The organism is Aquipuribacter hungaricus (assembly GCF_037860755.1).
In the GTDB taxonomy this organism is placed as follows: domain Bacteria; phylum Actinomycetota; class Actinomycetes; order Actinomycetales; family JBBAYJ01; genus Aquipuribacter; species Aquipuribacter hungaricus.
This window is the reverse complement of record NZ_JBBEOI010000105.1, coordinates 1-12,047: the sequence shown is the minus strand read 5'-3', so window position 1 is coordinate 12,047 and position 12,047 is coordinate 1. Positions and strand designations below refer to the sequence as shown.

Genomic DNA, 12,047 nt, shown 5'->3' with positions numbered 1-12,047 from the left:
GGACCGGCGGCGCCGTCGGCACCTGGCCGGGCGTGCGCGGGCGGGGCGGGACCGTCGAGCCGGCGGGGGGAGCGGCGTCGGAGCCGGCAGGGCGGGCCGGGCCGGTCTGACAGTCCGCGCCGTCGGCCGTGACCGGACCGGCGGTCCTGCCAGGGGCAGCTGGACCGGTGCTCGCGGGAGAGGCGCCGGTCGGGCCGGGCAGCAGGGACGGACCCGAGACGGAGGGTCGGGTGGCGCCCGGCGCCGAGGTCGGTGCGGGCGCGGACGCCGGTGCACCAGCCGGGGCCGGGAGAGCAGCGGGTCCGCTCGCAGGTGCAGGAGCAGGTCCGTCGGCGGTCCCAGCGGGTGCCGGGCCGGGCGCAGCGGCCGAGGCAGCGGCGGTCAGACCGCCGGGCGCCGACGCTGGTGCACCAGACGGGGCAGCGGCCGGTGCACCAGCCGGCACCGAGGACGAGGCCCCGGCATCGGCCGGGCTGTCGGGACCGGGACGCCTCGGCAGGGACGCGTCACGCCCGTGCGGCGTCGCGGACAGCGTGAGGCGCGGCCCGTAGGCCGACGAGCCGGGCGCGACCCGCCCCAGCTGGGCGTCGCCGGCGCCGGTCGACGACGCGACCTCCGGACCCTCGCCGGCGGGGCGCCCCTGCAGCCCTTCGAGAGCGTCCCGCAGCCCGCGCAGGTCCGCGGTGCGCTCGTCGTCCCCGGACGGGCTGGCGTGGGTGTCCTGGTCGGCGGCACCCTCGGCCAGCAGGCCGGCGTGCGCGTCGCAGACATCGTGCAGGTCCTGCAGGTCGTCGTGGTCGTGCTCGTCGTCGTCCGGCGGGACGAAGGCGGGGGCGGCGGGCGGCACGGCACGCGAGCCGGCCGGCGGGCGGCCGAAGGGCCACCAGCGGCGGCGCTGCGCGGGCACCGGGAACGGCACCACCGTGACGGCGGGTGGCCGTGGCGCGGGGTGGCCGTCGTCCGTCGGGGTGCTCACGCCCAGTGGTGTCGGCAGCGCCACCGGGCACCTTGAGCAGCCCCCGCCGGGCCCGTCAGCGACGCAGCGCGGGCGCCACCTTCTGTCCGTAGGCCGTGAGGGTGGCCTCCGCGTCGTCGTGCATGAGGTAGAGCGCGAACTGGTGGACCCCGAGGTCCCGCAGCTGCTCCAGCCGCTCGAGATGGCGCTCCACCGGCCCGAGGAGGCAGAACCGGTCGACGATCTCGTCCGGGACGAACGCGGCGTGGCTGTTGCCCGCCCGCCCGTGCTGGGCGTAGTCGTAGCCCTCACGACCCCGGATGTAGTCCGTGAGCGCCTGCGGGACGGCCGCGCCCCCGTCGCCGTAGCGCCCCACGAGGTCCGCGACGTGGTTGCCGACCATCCCGCCGAACCAGCGGACCTGGTCGCGCTGGTGCGGGACCGTGTCCTCCGGCCCGATGTAGGCGGGCGCGGCCACGACGATGTACAGCGAGTCGGGGTCGCGCCCGGCGGCGGCCGCAGCCGCCTTGACGGCGCCGATGGTCCACTCCGCGATCGAGGGGTCGGCGAGCTGGAGGATGAAGCCGTCGGCCTGCTCCCCGCACAGCTGCAGCGCCTTGGGCCCGTAGCCGGCCATGAGGACGGGCAGGTGGCCGCCCGTGCGCCAGGGGAACGAGAGCTCGGTCTCGTTGTGGGTGACGGTGCGGCCCTCGGCCAGGCCCTTGATGACGGCCATCGACTCCTTGACCTGCGCGAGGGTGCAGGGCTTGTTGCCGATGACGCGCATCGCGGAGTCCCCGCGCCCGATGCCGCAGACCGTGCGCTCGCCGTACATGTCGTTGAGGGTCGCGTGCAGCGACGCGGTGACCGTCCAGTCCCGGGTGCCCGGGTTGGTGACCATCGGGCCGACGACCATCTTCTTCGTCGCGGCGAGGATCTCGCTGTAGACGACGTACGGCTCCTGCCACAGCACGTGGGAGTCGAAGGTCCAGCCGTGGCTGAAGCCGAGCGTCTCGGCCCGGCGCATGAGGTCGACGACGCGCCAGGCCGGCGGGTCGTTCTGGAGGACGAGCCCGAGGTCCACGGCGGGTCCTCAGTCGTTCCGGGGGAAGCCGAGGTCGATCGCGGACGTCGAGGGGTCGGGCCACCGGCTCGTGACCACCTTGCCGCGGGTCCAGAAGTGGATGCCCTCCGGGCCGTACATGTGGGTGTCGCCGAAGAGGGAGTCCTTCCAGCCGCCGAAGGAGTAGTAGCCGACGGGCACCGGGATCGGGACGTTGACACCGACCATCCCGGCGGTGACCTCGTGCTGGAAGCGCCGGGCGGCGCCGCCGTCGCGGGTGAAGATCGCCGCGCCGTTGCCCCACGGGTTGGCCTCGACCAGGGCCATGGCCTCGACGTAGGTCTCGGTGCGGACCACGACGAGGACCGGGCCGAAGATCTCGTCGGTGTAGACGGTCATGTCCGGGGTGACGTGGTCGAGCAGCGTGACGCCCAGGAAGAACCCGTCGCCGTCGAACACCCGGTCGCGCCCGTCGACGACGACGCGTGCGCCCGCGGCCGCACCGGCCTCGACGTAGCCGGCGACCCTGTCGCGGTGCTCGCGGGTGATGAGCGGCCCCATCTGCGACTCCGGGTCGTCGCCGGGGCCGATGACGAGCGTGTCCACCCGGGCGGCGATGGCGTCGACGAGCGGGTCGCCGACGTCGCCGACCGCGACGACGACGCTGATGGCCATGCAGCGCTCGCCGGCCGAGCCGTAGGCGGCGTTGACCGCGGCGTCCGCGGCCAGGTCGAGGTCGGCGTCGGGTAGGACGACCATGTGGTTCTTGGCCCCGCCGAGGGCCTGGACCCGCTTGCCGGCCCGGGTGCCCGTCTCGTACACGTGCCGGGCGATCGGGGTGGACCCGACGAAGCTGAGCGCCGCCACGTCCGGGTGGGTGAGCAGGTGGTCGACGGCCTCGGCGTCGCCGTTGACGACGTTGAGCACACCCGCCGGGAAGCCGGCCTCCGCGAAGAGCTCGGCGACGAACATCGGCGCCGACGGGTCCTTCTCGCTGGGCTTGAGGACGAAGGTGTTCCCGCACGCCACGGCGTTGGGGATCATCCACAGCGGGACCATGGCAGGGAAGTTGAACGGCGTGATGCCGGCCACGACGCCGAGCGGCTGGCGCATCGAGTACACGTCGACGCCCGACGACGCCTGCTCCGTGTAGTCGCCCTTGAGCAGCTCGGCCAGGCCGCACGCGTACTCGACCGCCTCCAGCGCCCGGGCCACCTCGCCGCCCGCGTCGGACAGGACCTTGCCGTGCTCGCTGCTCAGCCGGCGGGCGATCTCGTCGCGGTTGGCCTCGACGAGCTCGCGGAACCGGAACATCAGCCGGGTGCGGGTGGCGACCGAGGTCTGCGACCACCCGACCGCGGCGGCCTTGGCGGAGGCGACGACGGCGTCGACCTCGGCGGTGGTGGCGAGGTCCAGCTGGGCGGTGACGCGGCCGGTGGCCGGGTCGGTGACGGGTGACGTGCGCCCGGACGTGCCCGTCAGGACGGCGTTGTCGACCCAGTGCGAGATCCGGTCCATGCTGCTCCTCCGTCAGGGGTGAGCCGGAGGGTATCCGTGCGCCCGACGGGCTGGACAGACCCGGGCCTCGACGCGACCTCCTCTGTGGAGGAGCATCGCCGGATGGGCCTGTGGGCACGGGTGGTGCAGCCGCGGCTGCTCGACGCCACCCTCGGCACCTCGCAGACCGGTGGGGTGCGGCAGCGGGTCTGCGCCGGCATGGTCGGCGACGTCGTGGAGATCGGCTACGGCAGCGGTCACAACCAGCCGTACCTGCCGCCGGGCGTGACGGGGGTGTGGGCCGTCGACCCGTCCGGCGGCGCGTTCGCCCTGTCCGCCGCGCGCCGGGCAGCCTCGCCGGTGCCGGTGGTCCGCACGGAGGCGGTGGCCGAGCGGCTGCCGTTCCCCGACGACCGGTTCGACGCCGCGCTGTCCACGTGGACGCTGTGCGCCACCGACGACCCGGCGGCGGTGCTGGCGGAGCTCGCCCGGGTGCTGCGTCCGGGCGGGGTGCTGCACCTGGTGGAGCACGGCCTGGCCGAGGAGGCGTCCGTGGTCCGCTGGCAGCGCCGGGGCAACGGGCTGAACAAGCGCATCGCCGGGTGCGTGCTCGACCGGGACGTCCGGGGGCTGCTGCAGGCGTCGCCGCTGACGGTCACCGCGCTGACCACCTGGTACGAGGAGGGCGCGCCGAGGCCGGCCGGGTTCATGTACGAGGGCCGCGCCGTCGCCTGGGCGGACGCGACCCCCGGCCACCTCAGCGCAGGTAGCTGCTGAGCCCCCGCGGCAGGAACCGGCCGTGCCCCTTGCTGCCGTGGTAGGTGCCCCGGTCCACCACGACCCTCCCGCGCGACATCACGGTGCGGACGCCGCCGGCCACCTCGAAGCCCTCGTAGGCCGAGTAGTCCATGGTCATGTGGTGCGTGGCGGCGGAGATCGTCGTCCGGGCCTGCGGGTCGTACAGCACGATGTCGGCGTCCGCGCCGGGGGCGATGACGCCCTTGCGCGGGTAGAGGCCGAACATGCGCGCCGGAGTCGTGGAGCACGTCTCCACCCATCGCTCGAGGCTCAGCTCGCCGGTCACCACCCCCTGGAAGATGAGGTCCATGCGGTGCTCCACGCCGCCGATGCCGTTGGGTATGGCGCGGAAGTCCTCGCGCCCGAGCTCCTTCTGGTCCTTGTAGCAGAACGGGCAGTGGTCGGTCGCGACGATCGACAGGTCGTTCGTGCGCAGCCCGCGCCAGAGGTCGCGGCCGTGGCTCTCGTGCTTGCTCCGCAGCGGCGCCGAGCAGACGTACTTGGCCCCCTCGAAGCCGTCGTCGCCGGGGGCGCCGAGGTGGTCCTCGAGCGTGAGGTATAGGTACTGCGGGCAGGTCTCGGCGAAGACGTTGTGCCCCTCGGCGCGGGCCCGGCTCACCTGCTCCAGCGCCTCGCTGCTGCTCAGGTGGACGAAGTAGACGGGCGCCCCGGCGACGAGGGCGAGCTGGATGGCCCGGAACGTCGCCTCGCCCTCGAGACGGGCCGGGCGCGTGATCCCGTGGTGGATCGGCGCGGTCTCGCCTCGTGCGGCGGCCTGGGCGGCGAGGACGTCGATGGCGATGCCGTTCTCGGCGTGCATCGAGATCATCGCGCCGAGCTCGGCGGCCCGCTGCATCGCCCGGAGGATCTGGCCGTCGTCGGAGTAGAAGACCCCGGGGTAGGCCATGAACAGCTTGAAGCTGGTGATGCCCTCGGCGACCAGGTCGCCCATGAGCTTGAGCGAGGAGTCGTCGACCCCGCCGACGATCATGTGGAAGGCGTAGTCGACCGCGCAGTTCCCCTCGGCCTTGGCGTACCAGGTGTCGAGGGAGTCGCGCAGGTCGCCGCCGGCCGTCTGGACGGCGAAGTCGATGATCGTCGTGGTGCCGCCGTGCGCGGCAGCGACGGTCCCCGTCTCGAAGGTGTCGCTGGCCGAGGTGCCGCCGAAGGGCAGCTCCATGTGGGTGTGGGCGTCGATGCCGCCCGGGACGACGTAGCAGCCGGTGGCGTCCAGCACGGTGTCGGCCGTGATCCCGGTGGCCTCCGCGGTCCCGGGGCTGAGGAGCGCGACGACCGTCTCGTCCTGGACCAGCACGTCATGGGGGATCGCCCCGGTCGCGCTGACGACGGTGCCGTTGGTGATGAGCGTCCTGGTCATGCGGGCTCCTCGGGCCGGGGTGGGGTCGAACCTAACCAGGCCGCGCGGGCGCGTAAAGGGTGCTCAGGGGAGGTCCGTGCCGCCCGCCCGGGCACCGTCCAACGACCCGGCACGAGGCCTGGCGTGCTGCTCGGCGGTGCCGTCCTGGTCGCTTCCCGCACCGCCTCCTGCATCGCCCTTCGCGTCCTCGCCCCCGCCCGCCGCGTCTCGTCCGGCCTCCTCGTGGGCGGCGTGCGCCTCGGGCCCGCCCAGGCCGTGGGGCTCGTCCTCGTGCTCGTCGTACCGGTCGGCGTCCGTGACGGGCGGAGCGTCGTCGTGGCCGCTGAGGAACCCGACCAGCCGGTAGGCCACCGCCACCACGGGCACGGCCAGGACGGCCCCGGCGATGCCGAGCAGCAGCGTGCCCGCGGTCACGGCGGTGACGATGGCCAGCGGGTGCAGCTTGACCACGCCGCTCATGATCAGGGGCTGCAGCAGGTTGCCCTCGACCTGCTGCACGAGCAGGACGATGCCCAGCACGATGACGGCGTCCGGGGCGCCGTTGGTCACCAGGGTGACCAGCACCGCCGCCGCCCCCGCGGCCGTCGCGCCGATGATCGGCACGAACGCACCGACGAAGGTCAGCAGCGCGAGCGACAGCCAGAGCGGGACGTCGAGCACGAGCAGACCGATGCCGATGCCCACGGCGTCGCCGAGCGCGACCAGCGCCGTGCCCCGGACGTACGAGGTGAGGGTGGTCCAGGCCACCCGCCCGCCGCCGTCGACGCGCTGGCGGTGGTCGACGGGGACCCAGCTCAGCGCCCAGCGCCAGATGGTGTCGCCGTCCTTGACGAGGAAGAACACCGCGAACACCAGCAGCGCCACGCCGGTCACCGCGCTGATCGCCGTGGCGGTGCCGGCGACCGGGCTCGGGGCGGCGTCGCGGACCGTGGTCAGGGCCGAGGCCCGCAGGTCGTCGATGGCCGCCTGGTCCATCTGCAGCGGCCCCGCCACCAGCCAGTCGCGGATGGTGTCCAGGCCCTCCGTGACGGCCGGCCCGATGTCCTGCAGCTGCTGCGTCACCTGGGTGTAGAGCAGGTACCCGATGCCCACCGGCACCCCGATGAGGACGGCCAGGCTCAGCAGCGCTGCCAGCGACCGGGGGACCCCAGCCTGGCGGAGGTTGTGGGCCGGCGGGGCCAGGAGCGCGGACAGCAGCAGCGCCGCCAGCAGCACGAACGCGACCAGGCCGACCCGCAGCAGCGCCATGACGACGAGCCAGCCGACCAGGCTGAGCACGATGACTGCGAGGCCGTAGGCGACCCCCCGGCGCAGCCAGCCGGGCAGCGGGCTGATGACCGACGAGGCGCCGGCCACGGTGCTGCCGGTGCGTGCGCGGGCTGGTCGGGGGTCCATCCCGGTGCAGTACCCCCCGGGGGCTCCCGCCATACGCGGGCGCCGGCGGGCGGGGCGTCGAGGGGAGGGGCGCCGGCGGGCGGTACGGGGGCGTCGGCCCCGCCCGCCTGCCCGCCCGGGCTCAGCCGACCGCGGCGACCGCGTCCAGCAGCAGGCGTGCGCCCTCGTCCGCCTCGTCCTCGGTGAGGGTCATCGGCGGGGCGATGCGCAGGACGTTGCCGTACAGCCCGCCCTTGCCGATGAGCAGGTGGCGCGCCTTGGCGGCCTCGCTGAGCGCGGCCGCACGGGCGGGGTCGGGGTCGATGCCGCCGGGGTGCACGCACTCCAGGGCGAGCATGAGCCCGCGACCGCGCATCTCGGCGATCCACGGGGTCGCGTCGACGGTCGGCTGCAGGGCGGCCCGCAGCCGGTCCCCGGTCCGCTTCGCGTTGCCCTGCAGGTCGTGCTCGACCGCGTAGCGCAGGTTGGCGTTGGCGCCGGCGGACACCAGCGGGGACCCGCCGAAGGTCGAGATGTGGTTGGCCTGGATCGCGTCGACGATCTCCGCCCGCGCGACGACCCCGCCGAGCGGCAGCCCGTTGCCGACGCCCTTGGCGAAGGTCAGCAGGTCCGGGGTGATCCCGTGGGCCTGGTAGCCCCAGAAGTGCTCGCCGGTGCGGCCCCAGCCGGTCTGGACCTCGTCGGAGACGAACAGGATGCCGTGCTCGTCGAGCACCTCCTTGATGGCGCCGAAGAAGCCGTCCGGCGGGGTCGCGAAGCCCCCGACGCCCTGGATCGGCTCGGCGATGAGGCAGGCGACGTCGCCGGACGTGGCCATGTCCAGCAGCTGGCGCAGGTCGGCGACGCAGGCGGCCGTGTACTCCCCGTCGGGCAGCTCGCGGAAGGGGCTGCGGAGCCGGTACCCGCCCTGCACGTACGTGGTCTGCAGGCCCGAGTACGACGTCGGGCTCCAGGAGCGGTGGCTGGTGATGCCGATCGTGGAGAAGGAGCGCCCGTGGTAGCTGTTGCGCATGGCGAAGACCTGGTTGCTGCGCCGGTAGGCCGTGGCCATGAGCAGCGCGGCGTCGTTGGCCTCGGTGCCCGAGGGCGTGAGGAACACCTTGGCGTCGGGGATGCCGGACAGCTCCGCGATGCGCTCGGCCAGCTCGACGGTCTGCTCGTTGAGGTACAGCGTCGAGGAGTGGAGGATCTTGCCCGCCTGCTCCTGCACCGCGGCGGTCACCTCGGGCAGGGCGTGCGCGGTCATCGTCGTGAGGATGCCGCCGAAGAAGTCGAGGTACCGGGTGCCCTCGATGTCCCAGACGTGCCGGCCCTCGCCGTGGCTCAGGGCGACGGGCTCGTCGTAGTACAGCGACTGCCAGCGCGGCATCACGGCGCGGTGGCGGGCGAGCAGCTCCTCGGTCCGGGCGCGGGAGGACGGGGCCTGAGCGGTGCCGGCGGCGTCGACGGCGGGGTCGGTCAGCGTCATGCCGTCAGCCTTCCACGAGGGGTCCGTAGGCGTCCGGGCGGCGGTCCCGGTAGAACGCCCACTGGTTGCGGACCTCCTCGATCAGCCCCAGGTCCAGGTCGCGCACCACGAGCTCCTCGTCGTGCCCGGACGCGGCCTCGCCGACGAGCTGGCCGCGCGGGTCGGCGAAGTAGCTGGTGCCGTAGAAGTCGTCGTCGCCGAGGTCCTCGACGCCGACCCGGTTGATGGCCCCGACGAAGTACATGTTCGCGGCGGCGGCGGCCGGCTGCTCGAGCTTCCACAGGTAGTTGCTGAGCCCGCGGGACGTGGCCGAGGGGTTGAAGACGATCTCCGCGCCCCCCAGGCCCAGGGCGCGCCAGCCCTCCGGGAAGTGCCGGTCGTAGCAGATGTAGACGCCGACCTTGCCGACCGCGGTCTCGAAGACGGGCCAGCCCACGTTGCCGGGGCGGAAGTAGAACTTCTCCCAGAAGCCCCTGACCTGCGGGATGTGGTGCTTGCGGTACTTGCCCAGGTACGTGCCGTCGGCGTCGACCACGGCTGCGGTGTTGTAGAGGAAGCCCGCCTGCTCCCGCTCGTACACCGGGAGCACGAGGACCATGCCGAGCTCCTTGGCCAGCGCCGAGAACCGCGTGACGGTCGGCCCGTCCGGGACCGCCTCGGCGTAGTCGTAGTACTCCGTGTCCTGCACCTGGCAGAAGTACGGGCCGTAGAACAGCTCCTGGAAGCACATCACCTGCGCGCCCTGTGCGGCGGCGTCCCGGGCGTGCTTCTCGTGCAGGTCGAGCATCGACTCCTTGTCGCCGGTCCACGCGGTCTGGACGATGGCGGAACGCACCACGCGCGGCATGTCACTCCTCGGGGTCCTCGGCTCGGTCCGCTGCTCAGCCCGGCTCGGGACGCCGACGCTAGGTCAGCCGGACTGGCCCGTAAAGAGCCGGGCGGGACCTGTGGAGGGCACCCGCCGGCCGTGGGTGCGGACCCGGTCCGCTGCGAGGTCAGGGTTCGCGGGGGCCCGCCCCGCCCCCTAGCGTCGGGCGCATGACCCTCATGCAGCCCCGTGACCTCACCGGGACCGTCGTCGCCGTCACCGGCGCCTCCGCCGGCATCGGCCGTGCCACCACCGAGGCCCTCGTCGCCGCGGGTGCGAACGTCGTCGTGGGGGCCCGACGTCTCGAGCGCCTCACCGACCTGGCCGACGAGCTCGGCACCGACCGTGTCGTCCCCGTCCAGATGGACGTCCGCGAGCCCGCCGACAACGCCCGCCTCGTCCGGACCGCGCTCGAGCGGTTCGGCCGCCTGGACTCCGTCGTGGCCAACACCGGCATCGGCTCCTACGGCTCCGTCCTGGACGGCAGCGACGAGGACGTCCGGACGATGGTCGACACCAACTTCACCGGCACGGTCTTCACCGTCCGCGCCGCGCTGCCGACCATGCTCGAGGCGGGTGCCGGGGACGTCGTCATCGTCGCCTCGGTGGCGAGCTTCCGGGGCGGGGCCGACGAGGCCGTGTACGCGGGCACCAAGTTCGCCCAGCAGGGCTTCGCCGGCTCGATCGACCGCGAGCTGCGCGAGAAGGGCATCCGCGTGACGACCATCAACCCCGCCGGCGTCGAGACCGAGTTCGCCATCGGCAAGGGCCGCACCGAGGGAGACCCGTCGCTGTCGGAGTACCTGCGCCCGGAGATGGTCGCCCACGCGGTCGTCACCACGCTGCAGCAGCCGCGCGAGATGCGCACGCAGTCCTGGGCGATGTGGAGCATGGGCCAGGGCAGCTGACCGGCTGAGCACCACCCGCACGGCCCGCCGGCCGACCCGCACGCGTGGGTCAGCCGGCGGGCACCCCCCAGCGCCGCAGCAGCGCGGCCCCCAGCCCCGCCGTCGCCGTCGACGGCCCGGCCCACCGGTGGGGACCCACCTGCGACACCCACTCCGCCCCGCGCAGGGAGCCGCACGCGAGCAGGCCCTCCGCCCCCGCGAGGACCTCGGCGTCGAGGGCCGCCAGCCGGACCTGCCAGCCCTGCTGCCGCGCGAGGTCGAGCAGGACCTGACGTGTCGTCCCGGGCAGGACCCGTCCGTCGCACGCGGGGGTCACGATGCTCGGCCCGTCGGGACCGGTCATGACGGCGACCAGGCAGGCGCGGGTCGTCTCCAGGAGGCCGTCGTGGGCCTCGAACGCCACGTCGTCCGGTGCCGGCGACCCCGCGGGGGCCTGCCGGCGCGCGTCCGCGAGCGCCCGGTCGAGGAAGGACCGGTCGGCGTACTTGTGCCGCTCCAGGCCGGCGCCGGGGGCGGGGACGGCCCCCAGGACCAGGCCGGGCTGGCGCCACGGGGCCACGGGCAGCCGCCACGGCTCCGTCTCGACCCTGGTCCCGGCCGCGCGCACGGTCCGGGTCCCCGCGGACTCCTCCACGCTGGTCGCGGGGCCCCGACCGGCGAGGTCGACCCGGACGCGCAACCGGTGGGCACCCGGTCCGGCGTCGCGCGCCGCCGAGCCGAGCAGCCCTTCGACGTCGGCCTCCAGCGGCACCCCGGTGAGCTCCCACACCGAGCGCCGCAGCCGGGCGGCGTGGTCCGGCGCCGCGACGGCCCGGCCGTCGACGGCCAGCACCGTCTCGATGAGCCCGTGCGCAGGGTCGGCCAGCCCCTTGGCGGCGGCGGTGGTCGGCCCGGGGACCGGGACGGCGGCACCCAGGGCGGTGAGCAGGGGAGCGGCCTTGGTGAGGACCTCGTGCCACTCCTCGGCCGGGGTGGAGTCCGCGACGATGCCGCCCCCCACGCCGAGCGCCGCGGTCCCGTCCGCGCCGACCTCGAGGCTGCGGATCGTCACGGCGAGGTCGGCCAGCCGCGGTCCCAGGAACCCGACGGCGCCCGTGTGCGCGCCGCGCGCGGCCACCTCGACGGTGTCCGTCACCTCGGTCGCGCGCTGCTTGGGCGTCCCGGTGACGGATCCCGGGGGGAACGTGCGCGCGACCAGGTCGCCCGGACCGGTGCCGGGCTCGAGCGTGCCGGCGACCCGTGAGACCAGGTGGCTCACGCCGGTCATCGCCTGCACCGCCAGCAGCTCCTCGACCGTGACCGTGCCGGGGACGCACACCCGGGCGAGGTCGTTGCGGACCAGGTCGACGATCATCACGTTCTCGCTGGTGTCCTTGGCCGAGCGCCGCAGCGTGCCCCCCTCGCCGGCGGGCCGGGTGCCTTTGATGGGGCTGGACGTCACCCGGTCGTCACGGACGGACAGGTACGTCTCCGGCGACGCACCCACCAGGGCGCCCCACGGCCCGGTGACGAGCGCCGCGCGCCCGGGCGACAGCGCCCGGACCAGCGTCGCCCACGCGTGCACCGCCGCCGGCCCGCCGTCGTCCAGGCGGAGCGCGAACCGCCCGCAGACGTTCGCCTGGGCGATCTCCCCGGCACGGACCGCGCCGACGACGTGCTCCACCGCGGCCATGTGGGCCGCGGCGTCCGGGGCGGCGACGAGGCGGACCGCGCCCGG

General features: G+C 74.4%; 9 protein-coding genes. 2 read left to right on the top strand and 7 right to left on the bottom strand.

Going from position 1 to position 12,047, the window contains the following annotated elements:
• Nucleotides 1-1,031 precede the first annotated feature (1,031 nt).
• A complete protein-coding gene (locus WCS02_RS11860; RefSeq protein ID WP_340293340.1) occupies nucleotides 1,032-2,039 on the bottom strand; it encodes a TIGR03842 family LLM class F420-dependent oxidoreductase in 1,008 nt (335 codons plus the stop codon).
• A gap of 9 nt (nucleotides 2,040-2,048) precedes the next feature.
• On the bottom strand, nucleotides 2,049-3,536 hold the full coding sequence (locus WCS02_RS11855) for a CoA-acylating methylmalonate-semialdehyde dehydrogenase (RefSeq protein WP_340293338.1): 1,488 nt from the start codon (nucleotides 3,534-3,536) through the stop codon (nucleotides 2,049-2,051).
• 102 nt (nucleotides 3,537-3,638) lie between these two features.
• On the opposite strand from WCS02_RS11855, the gene WCS02_RS11850 reads away from it, so the two are divergent.
• Nucleotides 3,639-4,292, top strand: a complete 654-nt coding sequence (locus tag WCS02_RS11850; protein WP_340293336.1) for a class I SAM-dependent methyltransferase — start codon at nucleotides 3,639-3,641, stop codon at nucleotides 4,290-4,292.
• Here WCS02_RS11850 and hydA read toward each other — a convergent pair.
• The 4 genes from hydA to WCS02_RS11830 form a co-directional block, all read right to left on the bottom strand.
• The gene (hydA, locus tag WCS02_RS11845) at nucleotides 4,273-5,691 is read right to left on the bottom strand and encodes a dihydropyrimidinase (RefSeq protein ID WP_340293333.1); all 1,419 of its coding nucleotides are present in this window, start codon (nucleotides 5,689-5,691) and stop codon (nucleotides 4,273-4,275) included. The two genes, WCS02_RS11850 and hydA, sit on opposite strands and share 20 nt — an antisense overlap.
• Nucleotides 5,692-5,754: 63 nt before the next feature.
• Nucleotides 5,755-7,086: an AI-2E family transporter gene (locus WCS02_RS11840; protein ID WP_340293331.1), complete on the bottom strand. Its 1,332-nt coding sequence runs from the start codon at nucleotides 7,084-7,086 to the stop codon at nucleotides 5,755-5,757.
• 121 nt (nucleotides 7,087-7,207) lie between these two features.
• A complete protein-coding gene (locus WCS02_RS11835) occupies nucleotides 7,208-8,554 on the bottom strand; it encodes an aspartate aminotransferase family protein (RefSeq protein WP_340293329.1) in 1,347 nt (448 codons plus the stop codon).
• Nucleotides 8,555-8,558: 4 nt separating this feature from the next.
• Nucleotides 8,559-9,401 carry a nitrilase-related carbon-nitrogen hydrolase gene (locus tag WCS02_RS11830; protein WP_340293327.1) on the bottom strand — a complete coding sequence of 281 codons (843 nt, stop codon included), beginning with the start codon at nucleotides 9,399-9,401 and terminating at the stop codon, nucleotides 8,559-8,561.
• 191 nt (nucleotides 9,402-9,592) lie between these two features.
• Between WCS02_RS11830 and WCS02_RS11825 the strand changes: the two genes are divergently transcribed.
• A complete protein-coding gene (locus tag WCS02_RS11825; RefSeq protein WP_340293325.1) occupies nucleotides 9,593-10,330 on the top strand; it encodes an SDR family oxidoreductase in 738 nt (245 codons plus the stop codon).
• 49 nt (nucleotides 10,331-10,379) lie between these two features.
• On the opposite strand, the gene WCS02_RS11820 is transcribed toward WCS02_RS11825, so the two are convergent.
• On the bottom strand, nucleotides 10,380-12,047 hold a 1,668-nt coding region (locus WCS02_RS11820), incomplete at its 5' end, for a chorismate-binding protein (protein ID WP_340293323.1).